The sequence below is a fragment of the Ruegeria sp. A4 genome (assembly GCF_056543025.1).
The window spans coordinates 97,766-112,707 of record NZ_JBQGAW010000004.1 but is presented as its reverse complement, the minus strand read 5'-3'; the positions used below and the strand labels follow the sequence as shown (position 1 = coordinate 112,707).

Annotated in this window: 19 protein-coding genes; 14 read left to right on the top strand and 5 right to left on the bottom strand. The window is 57.4% G+C overall.

The genetic code is table 11. The features are described from left to right. Window positions 1-59: 59 nt before the first annotated feature. Entirely contained in the window at window positions 60-1,253 is a 1,194-nt protein-coding gene (gene sucC, locus ACR0E2_RS13795) for an ADP-forming succinate--CoA ligase subunit beta (RefSeq protein ID WP_480446783.1), read from the bottom strand. A 309-nt stretch (window positions 1,254-1,562) separates the two neighbouring features. Beyond that, complete coding sequence (gene mdh / locus ACR0E2_RS13790; protein WP_171233113.1) at window positions 1,563-2,525, bottom strand: malate dehydrogenase; 963 nt, start codon at window positions 2,523-2,525, stop codon at window positions 1,563-1,565. A gap of 167 nt (window positions 2,526-2,692) precedes the next feature. Here mdh and ACR0E2_RS13785 point away from each other — a divergent pair, with 167 nt between their 5' ends. After that, complete coding sequence (locus ACR0E2_RS13785; protein WP_480446782.1) at window positions 2,693-3,448, top strand: sulfite exporter TauE/SafE family protein; 756 nt, start codon at window positions 2,693-2,695, stop codon at window positions 3,446-3,448. Here ACR0E2_RS13785 and ACR0E2_RS13780 read toward each other — a convergent pair whose 3' ends face one another. Further along, entirely contained in the window at window positions 3,449-3,754 is a 306-nt protein-coding gene (locus ACR0E2_RS13780) for a hypothetical protein (RefSeq protein ID WP_171363566.1), read from the bottom strand. A 171-nt stretch (window positions 3,755-3,925) separates the two neighbouring features. Here ACR0E2_RS13780 and ACR0E2_RS13775 point away from each other — a divergent pair, with 171 nt between their 5' ends. From ACR0E2_RS13775 to ACR0E2_RS13715, 13 genes are all read left to right on the top strand, one after another. After that, window positions 3,926-4,783 (top strand): HpcH/HpaI aldolase/citrate lyase family protein, encoded by an 858-nt coding sequence (locus tag ACR0E2_RS13775; protein ID WP_480446781.1) that lies wholly within the window; start codon window positions 3,926-3,928, stop codon window positions 4,781-4,783. Window positions 4,784-4,789: 6 nt separating this feature from the next. Then, window positions 4,790-5,344, top strand: a complete 555-nt coding sequence (locus ACR0E2_RS13770; protein ID WP_480446780.1) for an NnrU family protein — start codon at window positions 4,790-4,792, stop codon at window positions 5,342-5,344. A gap of 12 nt (window positions 5,345-5,356) precedes the next feature. After that, the gene (locus ACR0E2_RS13765; protein ID WP_152456835.1) at window positions 5,357-5,563 is read left to right on the top strand and encodes a DUF1737 domain-containing protein; all 207 of its coding nucleotides are present in this window, start codon (window positions 5,357-5,359) and stop codon (window positions 5,561-5,563) included. Then, window positions 5,563-6,591, top strand: coding sequence for a MaoC family dehydratase (locus tag ACR0E2_RS13760; RefSeq protein WP_480446779.1), 1,029 nt, complete (start codon window positions 5,563-5,565; stop codon window positions 6,589-6,591). Before ACR0E2_RS13765 ends, ACR0E2_RS13760 begins: the two co-directional genes overlap by 1 nt. A 54-nt stretch (window positions 6,592-6,645) precedes the next feature. Further along, window positions 6,646-7,308, top strand: a complete 663-nt coding sequence (locus tag ACR0E2_RS13755) for a DUF1194 domain-containing protein (protein ID WP_480446778.1) — start codon at window positions 6,646-6,648, stop codon at window positions 7,306-7,308. Between the two features lie 214 nt (window positions 7,309-7,522). Further along, window positions 7,523-7,909, top strand: coding sequence for a succinate dehydrogenase, cytochrome b556 subunit (gene sdhC, locus ACR0E2_RS13750; RefSeq protein WP_152456838.1), 387 nt, complete (start codon window positions 7,523-7,525; stop codon window positions 7,907-7,909). A gap of 13 nt (window positions 7,910-7,922) precedes the next feature. After that, window positions 7,923-8,294: a succinate dehydrogenase, hydrophobic membrane anchor protein gene (gene sdhD / locus ACR0E2_RS13745; RefSeq protein WP_117870336.1), complete on the top strand. Its 372-nt coding sequence runs from the start codon at window positions 7,923-7,925 to the stop codon at window positions 8,292-8,294. An 18-nt stretch (window positions 8,295-8,312) separates the two neighbouring features. After that, window positions 8,313-10,118: a succinate dehydrogenase flavoprotein subunit gene (gene sdhA, locus ACR0E2_RS13740; RefSeq protein WP_480446777.1), complete on the top strand. Its 1,806-nt coding sequence runs from the start codon at window positions 8,313-8,315 to the stop codon at window positions 10,116-10,118. A gap of 25 nt (window positions 10,119-10,143) precedes the next feature. Next, entirely contained in the window at window positions 10,144-10,743 is a 600-nt protein-coding gene (locus ACR0E2_RS13735) for a hypothetical protein (RefSeq protein WP_480446775.1), read from the top strand. Between the two features lie 147 nt (window positions 10,744-10,890). Continuing rightward, window positions 10,891-11,517: a sulfotransferase gene (locus ACR0E2_RS13730; protein ID WP_480446774.1), complete on the top strand. Its 627-nt coding sequence runs from the start codon at window positions 10,891-10,893 to the stop codon at window positions 11,515-11,517. 31 nt (window positions 11,518-11,548) lie between these two features. Next, window positions 11,549-12,328, top strand: coding sequence for a succinate dehydrogenase iron-sulfur subunit (locus tag ACR0E2_RS13725; protein WP_152456842.1), 780 nt, complete (start codon window positions 11,549-11,551; stop codon window positions 12,326-12,328). Window positions 12,329-12,450: 122 nt separating this feature from the next. Beyond that, a complete protein-coding gene (locus tag ACR0E2_RS13720; protein WP_480446773.1) occupies window positions 12,451-12,591 on the top strand; it encodes a hypothetical protein in 141 nt (46 codons plus the stop codon). Between the two features lie 290 nt (window positions 12,592-12,881). Continuing rightward, a complete protein-coding gene (locus tag ACR0E2_RS13715) occupies window positions 12,882-13,745 on the top strand; it encodes an urea carboxylase-associated family protein (protein WP_480446772.1) in 864 nt (287 codons plus the stop codon). A 37-nt stretch (window positions 13,746-13,782) separates the two neighbouring features. Here ACR0E2_RS13715 and deoD read toward each other — a convergent pair whose 3' ends face one another. Both deoD and ACR0E2_RS13705 read right to left on the bottom strand, forming a co-directional pair. Further along, a complete protein-coding gene (gene deoD, locus ACR0E2_RS13710; protein WP_480446771.1) occupies window positions 13,783-14,493 on the bottom strand; it encodes a purine-nucleoside phosphorylase in 711 nt (236 codons plus the stop codon). 17 nt (window positions 14,494-14,510) lie between these two features. After that, a complete protein-coding gene (locus ACR0E2_RS13705; RefSeq protein WP_152456846.1) occupies window positions 14,511-14,828 on the bottom strand; it encodes an H-NS histone family protein in 318 nt (105 codons plus the stop codon). Window positions 14,829-14,942 lie beyond the last annotated feature (114 nt).

Below are 14,942 nucleotides of genomic sequence, written 5' to 3'. Positions count from 1 at the left end.
TTTCAGCTTGGTTTTAGCCGCGATGGGGCGGGCCTGAGGCCAGCCCCACTTGAACAAGCTTACCCCCTTACCGCCTTCACGATCTTTTCGGCACCGTCTTTCAGGTTGTCCGCCGCGATCACGTCCAGGCCAGAGGTGTTGATGATCTCTTTGCCTTTCTCGACATTCGTGCCTTCCAGACGCACGACCAGCGGTACTTTCAGACCAACTTCTTTCACCGCGGCCACGACACCCTCGGCGATCACGTCACAGCGCATGATGCCGCCGAAGATGTTGACCAGAATGCCTTTGACCTGCGGGTCCGAGGTGATGATCTTAAACGCTTCGGTCACTTTCTCTTTGGTGGCGCCGCCACCCACGTCGAGGAAGTTGGCAGGCTCGGCACCATAAAGCTTGATGATGTCCATCGTCGCCATGGCCAGACCGGCACCGTTGACCATACAGCCGATCTCACCATCCAGCGCGATGTAGTTCAGGTCGTATTTCGACGCTTCCAGTTCCTTGGGGTCTTCCTCGGTCGTGTCGCGCAGCTCGGCGATGTCGGGGTGGCGGTAGACCGCGTTGCCGTCAAAGCCGACCTTGGCGTCCAGCACCTTGAGATCGCCGCTGTCGGAAACGATCAGCGGGTTGATCTCCAGCATCTCCATGTCCTTCTCGACGAAGGCTTGATAGAGCTGACCCATCAGTTTGACGCATTGCTTGACTTGCGGGCCTTCCAGACCCAGCGAGAAGGCGATGCGGCGACCGTGATACGGCATGTAACCGGTGGCCGGATCGACCGAGAAGGACAGGATTTTCTCGGGCGTTGCGGCGGCCACCTCTTCGATGTCCATGCCGCCCTCGGTCGAACAGACGAAAGAAATGCGGCTGGTTTGACGATCTACCAGCAGGGCCAGGTACAGTTCGCGCTCGATGCCCGAGCCTGCTTCGATATAGATGCGGTTGACCTGCTTGCCTGCCGGACCGGTCTGATGCGTGACCAGAGTACGGCCCAGCATCTTTTTGGCTTCTTCGGCGGCTTCTTCAACCGATTTGGTCAGACGAACACCGCCTTTTTCACCGGCGTCGGCCTCTTTGAACGAACCCTTGCCGCGACCACCTGCGTGGATTTGTGCTTTGACAACCCAAAGCGGGCCGTCCAGCTCACCTGCCGCGGTTTTGGCTTCTTCGGCGCGCAACACGGCGCGACCATCGGACACCGGTGCGCCATAGCTGCGAAGGAGGGCTTTGGCCTGATATTCGTGAATGTTCATCGAAACTGTCCCGTCTGACTGCGTTTAATCGTTATAGGGGTGTCTAGCGGGCAAGTTTAAAGGGTTTTTTGATGCTCGATGGGTTTTTGGCGAAGATTTTCAACATTTGTGATCACGGGATTTTAGGGTGTGATCACAAAGTTTCTGATGTGGCAAAACGATTCGAAAAAACTGCGCAGCGTCAGAAAATCACATTCGAAAAAAGGGATTTGCGGCGTTTGCGCCAACATTTGCGACCGGGACATGCGCGGACCAAAAGAAAACCGGCCCTGAAACGGGCCGGTCTGTTATTCGGACTTCAGGGCTGTTTTACGCCAGCGAGCTGTCGATGCCCTTGCACGCGTCGATCAGACCCTTCACGGCGTTCACCGAGTTGTCGAACCCTGCCTGCTCGTCTTCGTTCAGCTTGATGTCAACGATACGCTCGACGCCGCCAGCGCCGATGACGGTCGGAACACCGACATAGAGCCCGTCTACACCCAGTTCGCCGTTGCAGTATGCCGCGCAGGGCAGAACGCGTTTCTGGTCTTTCAGATAGGCTTCGGCCATTTCGATCGCCGATGTTGCAGGCGCGTAATAGGCCGAACCGGTTTTCAGCAGGCCAACGATTTCGGCGCCGCCGTCACGGGTGCGCTGCACGATCGCGTCCAGTTTCTCTTGCGTGGTCCAGCCCATCTCGACCAGATCAGGCAGCGGAATACCGGCAACGGTCGAGTAACGGACCGACGGCACCATGGTGTCGCCGTGGCCGCCCAGAACGAAGGCGGTGACGTCGCGCATCGAGACGTTGAACTCTTCCGACAGGAAGTGTGCAAAGCGCGCCGAGTCAAGCACCCCTGCCATGCCGCAGACCTTGTTGTGCGGCAGGCCCGAGAATTCGCGCAAGGCCCAGACCATCGCGTCCAGCGGGTTGGTGATGCAGATAACGAACGCTTCGGGTGCGTGGGCTGCGATGCCTTCGCCAACCGACTTCATGACTTTCAGGTTGATGCCCAGCAGATCATCGCGGCTCATGCCCGGTTTGCGGGCCACGCCTGCGGTCACGATGCAAACATCCGCGCCAGCGATATCGGCATAGTCGCTGGTGCCTTTCATCGAGGCGTCGAACCCTTCCGAAGGGCCGGATTCAGCGATGTCGAGCGCCTTGCCCTGAGGCAGCCCGTCTGCGATGTCAAACAGGACAACGTCACCCAGTTCTTTGACAGCTGCGAGATGTGCGAGCGTGCCGCCGATGTTCCCCGCGCCGATCAGCGCAATCTTGGGTCTGGCCATTTGGAATTTCTCCATATCCGGTCGGTATTGAAATCGCGGTTGTGCTAGTCGTTAAAACGTCAATAGGCAAGAGTTCTGCGACGTGGCATACAACCGCATACTGTTTGCAGGCCCCGCTTTGATTGCGCTAAACGGCCTTTGAGACAAGCCAAAACCGGGACTGTCACATGTTCGAATTGAACTTGATGTTTTTTGCCGTGGCGATCCCTGCCGTGATCTTTGCCGGTATTTCAAAGGGCGGTTTCGGTTCCGGCGTGGCCTTTGCCTCGTCGTCGATTCTGGCCTTGATCCTGACGCCCGGGCAGGCTTTGGCCCTGATGCTGCCGATCTTGATGGTGATCGACGTGGCCACTTTGAATCCCTATTGGAGGCGGTGGAGCTGGCCGGATTCCCGTCTGCTGATCCTTGGCGCCGTGCCCGGTGTGGCGATGGGTGCGTGGCTTTATCGTGCAACAGATGATGATCTGTTGCGTCTGCTGATTGGTGGCATCTCGGTCGGGTTCGTAATCTGGCACATCGCGCAGTCGAAAGGGTGGGTGCGCGGGTTTGCCAGGCGACTGCCGCCGTCTTCCGGTTTGTTTGCCGGGCTGGTCGCGGGTTTCACAAGTTTCGTCAGCCATGCCGGTGGCCCCCCGGCAGCGGTCTATCTATTGTCGCAACGCCTGACGAAAACGGAATTTCAAGCCAGTACGGTACTGGTTTTCTGGGTGATCAATATCGCGAAATTCATACCTTATGCGTATCTGGGTATGTTCACATGGCAGACGTTATGGGCAGATTTGCTGCTGACACCCTTTGCGATCCTGGGGGCATGGCTGGGCGTCCGGGCACATTTCATGTTGTCCGAACGCCTGTTCTTCGGGCTTGCCTATGTGCTGCTGACGCTCACCGGCAGCAAGCTGATCTGGGACGCGCTTACCTGATCAGGCATTGGGTCGCAGCGCCTCGGCCACCTCTTCAAAAGCCTGACCAGAAGCCACAAGGCAGGTGATCCCGTTGGGCAACGTCACCGTGATCGTCCAGCTGCCGGTTTCGTTCGAGGCAAAAAGCTCCATGACGGCGCCTTTCCGGGCCAGTCCCAAACCCCTGCGCGTTTCGCCATAGGCCTCGTGCAACCGTTCCAGTACAGCTTCTCTGGGCGCACAGTTTTGACCCTGAGCATGCACATGTTGCGCGGCCAGGACCATGATACCAAGCCCCATCGTCATCTTGAACACCGTCTTTCGCATCCCGTACCCCTTTTTGATTCCAACTGCCGATCAGGGTGGGTGGCAAGGGACGAAATCCGGTTAAGGGAACGCACGTTGCGTCGGGTTTGCTGCGGTGCGGCGATTTTGTGCTTGAACTTTCCTGCAAAAAATGTCCCATTCCGCGCAACTTTATTTCAATAGGAGTGGTCCATGGATCCTCGTCTGCGCCCCTATCGTTCGGTTCTCTACATTCCTGGCTCGAAGGACCGGGCCCTGGACAAGGCCCGTTCTTTGCCTGTGGATGCGATCATCTTCGACCTGGAAGATGCAGTTGCAGCGGACGAAAAAGAAAACGCTCGCGAAACGCTGAAAGGGGCCTTGGCCGCTGGGGGCTATGGTGCGCGGGTCAAAATCGTCCGGATCAATGGGCTGGACACCGAATGGGGGCGTGCCGATGCCGAGGCGGTGCGCGACATGGATGCCGATGTTGTCCTGTTGCCCAAGGTGAATTCGGCGGCTGACGTGGATGCTCTGGCGGCGATCACCGGAGAATTGCCGATCTGGGCCATGATGGAAACGCCGCGCGGAATGCTGAACGCTGCCGAGATCGCCGCGCATCCGCTGATGGCCGGGTTCGTGATGGGCACAAACGATCTGGCCAAAGAGCTGCAAACCCGCTTTCGCCCCGATCGCCTGCCGATGATGGCTTCGCTGGGTCTGTGCCTGTTGGCCGCCAAGGCCGAAGGTCTGATCATCATCGATGGCGTGTACAACGCGTTCAAGGATACCGAGGGTCTGGCCGCCGAGTGTGCGCAGGGTCGCGACATGGGCTTTGATGGCAAAACACTGATCCATCCGGCCCAGGTCGATGTGGCCAACACGGCCTTCGCACCATCGGATGACGAGATCGATCTGGCCCGCCGCCAAATTTCGGCATTCGAAGAGACCGAAGCGCAAGGGCAGGGTGTTGCTGTCGTGGATGGCAAGATCGTTGAAAACCTGCACGTTGCAACGGCCCGTGAAATTCTGGCAAAAGCAGAGGCGATTTCAGCTTTGCAAGCGGGGTAAGCCAGCATGGGCTTTGTTCTTCTGATCTTGGGCGTGGCGCTGTGGTGGGCCGCGCATCTGTTCAAACGCGTGGCGCCTGAACGCCGCGCCGCGATGGGCGACGGGGGCAAGGGGGCAGTAGCCCTGGCGCTGGTCGCGTCGATCCTGCTGATGGTGTTCGGCTATCGCATGACCGACTTCATTTATGTCTGGGCACCGCCGACCTTTCTGATTCACGTAAATAATCTGTTGGTTCTGATCGCGATCTTCATGATGAGCCCCGCGGGCACCAAAGGCCGGGTGCTGAACAAGCTTCGCCATCCGATGCTGGGTGGTTTCAAGCTGTGGGCCTTTGCGCATTTGCTGGTGAACGGAGATCTGGCCTCGATCATCCTGTTCGGCGGTCTTCTGGCATGGGCCGTGGTCGAAGTTGTCGTGATCAACAAGGCCGAACCCGACTGGACGCCCAGTGAGCCGGGTACCTATGGCAAGGATGCGATGTTTCTTGTGGCGTCGATCGTTCTGCTGGGGATTATCGGATATATCCACGGCCTGGTCGGTCCGTTTCCGTTTGGCTCATGAGGACCTGACAGCATGGCGAAACTCTATCGTTTGTTGACCGAAGAAGACACGTCAGCCTTCTGCCACAAGGTGTCAGATGCGCTGGCAAAGGGATGGGAGCTGTACGGCGACCCGTCCTATGCCTTTGACTCAGCCAACAATGTAATGCGGTGTGCGCAGGCTGTGACCAAAGAGGTCGAAGCCGACTATTCCCCCGACATGAAACTGGGACAGCAGTAATGGTAAAAACAAATCCGGGCCGATTTTTCGAGGATTATTCCGTAGGGCAGGTGTTGCAACACGCCGTGCCGCGCACAGTGACCGAGGGCGAACGCGGTTTGTATCACGCGCTTTATCCCGCGCGTCACGCGCTGTATTCCTCGGACGAATTTGCCCGGGATTGCGGTTTGCCGGAAAGTCCGCTTGATGATCTGGCGGCGTTTCATCTGGTGTTCGGCAAAACGGTTCCGGATGTCTCGTTGAACGCGGTTGCCAATCTTGGCTATGGCGAAGGCCGCTGGCTGAAACCCGTCTATGCCGGTGATACCCTGCGATCTGTGTCCGAGGTGATTGGCGTCAAACAGAATTCCAACGGGAAAACAGGTGTCGTCTGGGTCCGCACCCGTGGAATGAACCAATTGGACGAAGTCGTCATCGAATATGTCCGTTGGGTGATGGTGCGCAAGGCAGACGTGAATGTGCCAGCGCCCGAAACGGTTGTTCCAGAATTGAAGAAGGCCTTGACGCCCCAGGATCTGATCGTGCCCGAAGGTCTGGATTTCTCGAATTACGATTTCGCTTTGGCCGGTGAAGCACATCGTTGGGGCGATTATGAAATCGGTGAGAAAATCGACCACGTGGATGGCGTCACCGTGGAAGAGGCCGAACACATGCTGGCCACGCGATTGTGGCAGAACACCGCCAAGGTTCATTTCGACCTGACGTTCCGCCCGGAAGGCAGGTTGATCTATGGTGGGCACGTGATCTCGATGGCGCGGACATTGTCGTTCAATGGGCTTGCGAACGCGCAGATGATTGTCGGCCTGAATGGTGGTGCGCATGCCAACCCATGCTTCGCGGGCGATACGATCAAGGCCTGGTCCGAAGTTCTGGACAAGGCGGAAACCGGTGTTCCCGGCGTGGGTGCGATCCGCCTGCGTCTGGTGGCGACGAAGGGTGGTGATCCGTTCGTGTTGAAGAATGACGAGGGCCGGTATTTGCCGGATGTTCTTCTGGACCTCGACTATTGGGCGCTCATGCCGCAATAGGCGTGCTGACGGTAATGTGAGCCATTCGCGTGCAAGCCGTGCTAGGCTTGCACCATGCATATTCTGCGCGCGATATTGTCCAGCGTTTGTCTGGCGCCGGCGGCTCAGGCCTGCGATCTGGCGCTGGCCCTGGCGGTTGACGTTTCCGGCTCTGTCGACGCCAGCGAGTTTCGTATCCAGATGGACGGGCTGGCTGCTGGTCTGCGTGACCCGATCGTGTCCGAGGCATTGGTTCGTGGTCAGGCGCAGTTGATGCTGGTGCAATGGACCGGGTCGTCGCGCCAGCAGGTCACGATCCCCTGGACCCGAGTTGACAGTTTCGCGGCGCTGGATCGTTTTGCAGATCAGGTTGCCGAAGATCCACGCATCTGGCGGAACTTCTCGACCGCGATTGGCGAGGCGCTGCACACGACGCTGGACGCATTTGAGTCCGTTTCCGATTGCAAACGGCGACTGATCGATCTGTCGGGGGACGGCGTATCCAATGAAGGCGTCGAACCGACGCAAGTTCACGCGGCTTTGCGCAACCGCGGTATCGTCGTCAATGCGTTGGCCATCGAAGAAAGTGAACCGGACCTGACGGCCTATTTCTTTGAGAATGTCATCGTGGGTGAAGGCGCTTTTGTCGTTTCGGCCTCGGGCTTCGCGGACTACCCAGAGCGAATTCGCAAGAAACTGCTGCGCGAAGTGACGCAGCAAACGGCGGGCCTGAAATGACAGTCAGGAGATTCGTGATCACATGCCTTTGGTCTTGAAATCGCTAACATTGATGAAGGGGAATGTTAAATGTGATCACGACAATATTTTGTGTGATCACATACCGGAATAATCCGTCAAATTGCGCTGAATTTAGTGGTTTTTGCACCCGCAGCACGTGACAGTGTCGCAAAAAACAGTAAAACGTTCGGTAGCCAACCGAAAAGGAGCCGCCATGGCCGATGTAAATCGGGGCAACCGCCCACTTTCGCCGCACCTGTCGATCTATCGTCCACAGCTGACGTCGGTCACATCCATCCTGACACGCATCACCGGAAACGCGCTACTGCTGGCGGCGCTGCTGATCGTCTGGTGGTTTCTGGCCGCAGCAACGTCGCCCGAGGCCTTCGCCGTTGCGAACGGAGTGATTACTTCGGTGCTTGGCGATCTGGTGATGGCTCTGTCCGTATGGGGTCTTTGGTATCACACGCTGGCCGGTGTACGGCACCTGATCTGGGACAATGCTATTGGGCTGGACCTTCCCACAGCGACAAAGCTGGGCTGGGCCGTTGTCATCGGATCGGTCGTGCTGACCCTTCTGACCCTTGTCATCGTCGCGTGATTGGAGGCCTGACATGCGTTATCTGACCGACCGCAAACGCGCCGCTGGCCTCGGCTCGGCGAAATCCGGCACAGCCCATTTCTGGGCGATGAAAGTCAGCTCGGTGGCTCTGCTGATCCTTGTGCCTTTGTTTGTTTTCACCTTCGGCCCGGTTCTGGGTCAGCCGTTTGATGTGGTGCTTGAATACTACTCGCGGCCCTTCCCCGCCATCGTGGCAGCACTGACGCTGGCGGTTGGCTTCAAACACTTCGCGGACGGTGCGCAGGTGATGCTTGAAGACTATGTTCACGGCACGCTTGAAAAGGTCCTGATCATTCTGGTGACCTGCCTGTCCTACGGTGCGGCCGCGGCCGGCATCTTCGCCATCGCGCGCATTGCCCTTTAATTCCCGGAGCTGAAAGAAATGGCTGCATACGAATACGAAACGCATGAATATGACGTGGTCGTTGTTGGCGCCGGTGGGGCCGGTCTGCGGGCGACATTGGGTATGGCGGAACAAGGCCTGCGTACGGCCTGCGTGACCAAGGTTTTCCCAACCCGTTCTCATACCGTCGCTGCACAGGGTGGCATTGCCGCGTCGCTGTCGAATATGGGCCCCGATCATTGGCAATGGCACATGTACGATACCGTCAAGGGCTCGGACTGGTTGGGCGATACCGACGCGATGGAGTACCTCGCCCGCGAGGCGCCAAAGGCGGTCTACGAGCTGGAGCACTATGGCGTTCCGTTCAGCCGGACGGAAGAGGGCAAGATTTATCAGCGCCCCTTCGGTGGACACACTACTGAATTCGGAGAAGGTCCTGCGGTACAGCGCACCTGTGCAGCCGCCGACCGGACCGGCCACGCGATCCTACATACTCTGTACGGACAGTCGCTCAAGAACAACGCCGAGTTCTATATCGAGTATTTCGCCATCGACTTGATCATGTCCGAAGACGGCCAGTGTCAGGGTGTCGTCTGCTGGAAGCTGGACGATGGCACCATGCATGTCTTCAACGCCAAGATGGTGGTGCTGGCTACGGGTGGCTACGGCCGTGCCTATTTCAGCGCCACCTCGGCCCATACCTGCACCGGTGATGGCGGCGGCATGGTGGCCCGTGCTGGGCTGGCTTTGCAGGATATGGAATTCGTTCAGTTCCACCCCACCGGCATCTACGGTTCGGGCTGTCTGATCACCGAAGGCGCGCGTGGCGAGGGCGGGTACCTGACAAACTCGGAAGGTGAGCGGTTCATGGAGCGCTATGCGCCCCAGTACAAGGACCTCGCACCGCGCGATTACGTTTCGCGTTCGATGACCATGGAAATCCGCGAGGGACGTGGCGTAGGGGCCGAAGGGGATCACATTCACCTGAACCTCAGCCATTTGCCTGCCGAAGCTCTGGCAGAGCGCCTGCCCGGCATCTCGGAAAGCGCCAAGATTTTTGCGGGTGTGGATGTCACCAAGGAACCGATCCCGGTTCTGCCCACCGTGCATTACAACATGGGCGGTATCCCCACGAACTATTGGGGTGAGGTTTTGAACCCGACGGCCGAGGATCCGACGGCTGTCGTTCCCGGTTTGATGGCCGTTGGCGAAGCCGGTTGTGCCTCGGTCCACGGGGCGAACCGACTGGGGTCGAACTCGCTGATTGACCTTGTGGTCTTTGGCCGGGCGGCAGCGATCCGGGCTGGCAAGGTTGTCGACGCCGAATCCCCCAACCCGGTTCTGAACCAGGCTTCGGTCGACAAGGCGTTTGACCGTTTTGATGCGGTGCGCAACGCCAGCGGTTCAATCCCAACCGCCGATCTTCGGCTTGAGATGCAAAAGACCATGCAGGCGGATGCGGCCGTGTTCCGGACCGCCAAGACCATGGCCGAAGGCGTCGAGAAGATGACGGCGATTGCCGCAAAGATGGACGACCTGAAGGTCACGGACCGTTCGTTGGTCTGGAACAGCGATCTGATGGAAACCCTTGAACTGACCAACCTGATGCCAAACGCGCTTGCCACCATCGTCGGTGCCGAGGCCCGCAAGGAATCCCGAGGGGCCCACGCGCATGAGGACTTCAGCGAGCGTGATGACGAAAACTGGCGTGTTCACACGGTCAGCCGGGTCGAGGGCAACAAGGTTGAGCTCAGCTATCGTCCGGTCATCGTTGATCCGCTGACGACCGAGGACCAAGGCGGTATCAGCTTGCAGAAAATCGCGCCCAAAGCGCGGACGTTCTAAAGGGCGGGTCAGGAACAGGGGCGAGATGGCAGAGTTTTCTTCGACCGATTATTGGCAACGCCGATATGAGCGTGGCAAGACCTCGGGAGCGGGGTCTTACGGGCGTCTTGCCGTCTACAAAGCGAATTTCATCAACACGATGGTCGAGATGGAAGGCGTGGACTCGGTTGTGGAATTGGGATCGGGCGACGGAAATCAGGCGCAATTGTTTGATATCCCGAAATATACCGGTCTGGATGTCTCGGACCTCTGCGTTCGGCGCTGCAACGAAGTTTTTCGATCCCGCCCCAATTGGGTGTTCAAAAACGCCGATTCCGAGGTTGAGCCGCATGACGTTTCTCTTTCGCTGGATGTCATTTATCATCTGACCGAAGACAGCGTTTACGAAAACTACATGCGGCGCTTGTTCGGGCTGGCAAAGCGTTTCGTCGTTATCTATTCGTCTGATTTTGACCAGAACCCTTCCAACCAGCATGTGCGCCATCGCCCGTATTCCCTGTGGGTTGAAGAATTCATGCCCGGCTGGCAGCTCTATTGTGAAGAAGAGAACCCGTTTGCCGTCAAAGGGCATGCGCATGCCTCAAAGAACAGCTTTGCCGCGTTCAAAGTGTTCGAGCGGAGTTGAACGTGTGACTGGCGCAAGCACCATATCGACCCGGGAAGCCAAACAAGCCGCTTTTGATCCTGTCACATGCCGGAAGGGCGTTCAAAAAAGCGCAAGTCATGGTGAAATCCCAGGCGCATCGCAGCATATGCTTTGCTGGTGCTTGCAATGACGGTCGAGAAACTCCAATCCGGGCAAAGCGATCCCAAGATCATCCTGATCGGCCTGAACCGCTGTGCGACGACCTCAATTCACAAGCTGTTTCAGAACAGCGGGATTCCTTCGGTGCATTGGGAAGATGAACAGGGTCTAAACCTTGCACATCGCATGGTCACCAATATTGCCATGGGTCGCAGACCGCTGGATGGGTTCGGTCCCGTCCGGGCCTTCACCGATATCGCCTTTGTCAATTCGCGCTTCATGCTGGACGGCGCGCGGTTCTTTCGAGAGCTGCACGCGGCTTACCCCGACGCCTATTTCTTGCTGAACACGCGCAATCGCGATGACTGGATCGCATCACGTGCCAACCATTCCGGCGGTAGGTACCTAGAGCGATGCTGCAAGGCCAATGGACAGACGGCCGACGAGGTGAAACGGGGCTGGGCGCATATGTATGACGTGCACCATTCCGAGGTCGAAGCTTTCTTTGACGACAACCCGCGCTTTCTGCGCTTTGATATCGACCGGGACGATCCGCAAAACCTTGCGGATTGGCTTTCGCCGGATTTCGACGTGAACATCGCCCATTGGGGGCATTACAACCGAGGGGCGTCTGAATGCGCCCGGACAGGCTGAAAGGCGGCCTTGTGCTGAATGGAGAATTGACATGGTTCAACTGACCCTGCCCAAGAATTCCCGGATTACTACCGGCAAGACCTGGCCAAAGCCGGACGGCGCCACGAACGTGCGCAAGTTCCAGATCTATCGTTGGAACCCCGATGACGGGCAGAACCCGCGTGTCGACACCTATTTCGTTGATATGGATACGTGCGGTCCGATGGTGCTGGACGCGCTGATCAAGATCAAAAACGAGATCGATCCGACGTTGACGTTCCGAAGGTCCTGCCGCGAAGGCATCTGTGGATCTTGCGCGATGAACATCGACGGGATCAACACGCTGGCCTGTATCTATGGCATGGATGAGATCAAAGGCGATGTGAAAATCTATCCGCTGCCGCATATGCCGGTGGTCAAGGACCTGATCCCTGATCTGACTCATTTCTATGCCCAGCATGCGTCCATCATGCCGTGGCTGGAAACCAAGACCAATCGCCCTGCGAAAGAATGGAAACAGTCCATCGAAGATCGCAAGAAGCTGGATGGTCTTTATGAATGCGTAATGTGCGCCAGCTGCTCGACCTCATGCCCCAGCTACTGGTGGAATGGCGACCGCTATCTTGGCCCCGCGGCCTTGCTGCATGCCTATCGCTGGATCATCGACAGCCGGGATGAAGCCACTGGTGAACGTCTGGATGAGCTGGAAGATCCGTTCAAGCTCTACCGCTGTCACACCATCATGAACTGTGCCAAGACCTGCCCGAAAGGTCTGAACCCGGCCAAGGCGATTGCCGAGATCAAGAAGATGATGGTCGAGCGCGCGGTCTAAACACTGGCCCGACTTGCGATTTTCGCATGTCCATCTTGCAAAAATAGGCGATGCAGCCCCGGCTGCATTGCCTTATTTTTTTGGGCAGGGAGGAGTGATGAGCTTTAGTCAGGATCACTCCAATGAGCAAAGACACATCCGAACGGAAAACCGACGCCCAAAACGCGCTGGAACTGCTTGAACAGGCATGGGCCTATTACACGCCCGAACCTGCGAAGGCTGACAAGGAACCAGAGCTTTTCGAATACGCAAACGCAGCCTGATACAGGCGGCAAGGCTTGCAAACTGACGGTTTATCGGCAAAGCAGAGGGATGCCTGTTCTTCTGCTTCTTCTGGCGGCCGGCGTGTTTGCCTATTTCCTCTGGCGCTCGCGCCATTCCGGGCTGACACGTGATTGCAGGTGGCGGCAGGACAAGAGCCACGGCATCTGGCGGTGCAGCTTCTGCGGTGCCGAAATAACTACACTGGACCAACCTTTGCAGTGTTTGAGGGCGCGTGATCCCTGAAAGATAGGGCTTTCCGAGGGCTGAATAATGCGCCACTTTGCCCGGCATGACCGTTTCAGAAAACACTCTTCACCCTCCCGAAGATGCCGAAGCCCGTCGCGCGGTTGCCCCTGTCATCTGTTACCCGAACGAGGCATTGCCGCGACCGGATGTACCTTGGATGAGGTCCCTTCGCGCACGCGCAAGCAAAACGGGCGAAGTGCTGGTGCCGCCACGTGATGCGCGTTGTTTTGAAGTGCCTGCCGGCCATTTCTTTCGCATCACTTCCGTCGAGGGGCCGCAGGTTGGCGATCTGAACCTCTGGAACCGAAACGACCTTTCGGAACGCTTCTATTCCGGAAAAACCCGGGCGCTGCATGGCACGCATCTGACCACCGGAGAGCGGATGTGGTCCAGTTTTCCTCATCTGCGCCCGATGGCCACGATTATTGCGGATACGCTGGAGTGGTACGGGATCGATTCCTATGGGGGGTCGGTTCATGACGTCATCGGTACGCGATGCGATCCGTATACGGGCAACCTTTTGTCCGGTACGCAATACCACCATTGTTGCCATTCCAACCTGACCCGCGCGCTTGCGGATCACCTCAATATTCCGCTGGCCGAAGCCGAACCAGCGGTGCACGACGTATTGAACGTCTTCATGTGTACCGGTTTCACCCGCGACACGGGTCAGTACTTCATGAAAGCCTCACCCGTGCGCCCCGGAGATTTTCTGGAATTTTTTGCCGAGATTGATTTGCTGGGAAACCTCAGCGCCTGCCCGGGCGGGGATTGTTCCTCGGAACATTCCTCGGACACGGCTGCATGCCACCCCTTGCTGGTCGAGGTGTTCGCTCCTGCCAGTGGTGATTTGAAGGGGTGGGACAGCCCTGCGAGCAATGGTTATGATCGCTCGCACGGGCGTTAGCAACGGCAGGCGTCCGTTTCCTCGTGCCTGCCCACCATCAGCTGTTGGGGAACGCAGCCTGAAGCGCGATTTCCACCATTTCACCAAAGCTGCTTTCACGTTCTGACGATGGCAGAGCCTCTCCGGTCAACAGGTGATCGGAAACAGTCAGAACGGCCAAGGCGCGGCATTTGTGGCGCGCCGCCAGGATATAGAGCTCGGCCGCTTCCATCTCGACCCCCAGAATGCCGTGACGCACCATCTGTTCATTGAGATCTGGACGCTCGTCATAAAAGACATCTGACGAGTAAATTCCACCAACATGGGTCGGCGTTCCCTTGGCGGCAGCCGCGGTGGCGGCAGCTTGCAGCAGCCCCCAATCGGCGCAGGGTGCAAGGTTGAGCTCTTTCATGATGCCGCGCGACGGTGTGCTCAGCGTGGTTGATGTCATGGCCAGAATAACGTCACGAATTTTGACGCTGTCCTGCATCCCCCCGCAGGATCCGATGCGGATCAGGGTTTTCGCATCGTATTCGCGGATCAACTCGTTTACATAAATGGAAAGAGACGGCATTCCCATGCCGCTTCCCTGAATTGTTACGGGGTTTCCCTTCCAGTTTCCGGTAAAGCCAAGCATTCCCCGAACGTTATTGACCTGTTTGACATCGTCCAAAAACGTTTCGGCCGCCCATTTCGCCCGGTAGGGATCACCGGGCAAAAGAACGGTTTCAGCTATTTCGCCTTTTTCGGCGCCAATATGAATTGTCATTTTCAAAAACGCTCAGATTAGATTTCCAGATCAGAAATATCCACGCCTGCGGTCAGCGCGTCATGCACCCATTGAGGCTTGCGGCCGCGACCGGTCCAAGTTTGATCTGGATTTTCCGGGTTGCGGTATTTAGCCTTTGTTTTTGTTGGCTTAACGCTGCGAGACGCTTCTCCGGACAGCTCAGACAAAGAGAAGCCGAATTCTGCCGCAGCCTTTTCTGCGGCTTTCAAAGCTTCCTGACGTTCGCGTTTTTCTGCCCTGATCAAAGCTTTTTCAATGTCATTGCGCAAAGCCAAAAGGTCTTTGCGTGACATATTCTCAAGATTGATCCCCATCATTCTTCTCCATCAGATAATAATTACGGTGCACATGAGCGCGCACCGTAATTCCAAATATCAGCTTATTCCATCCCGAATTTTTCAGAGACGGAAACAGGAGAAAAAGTGCCT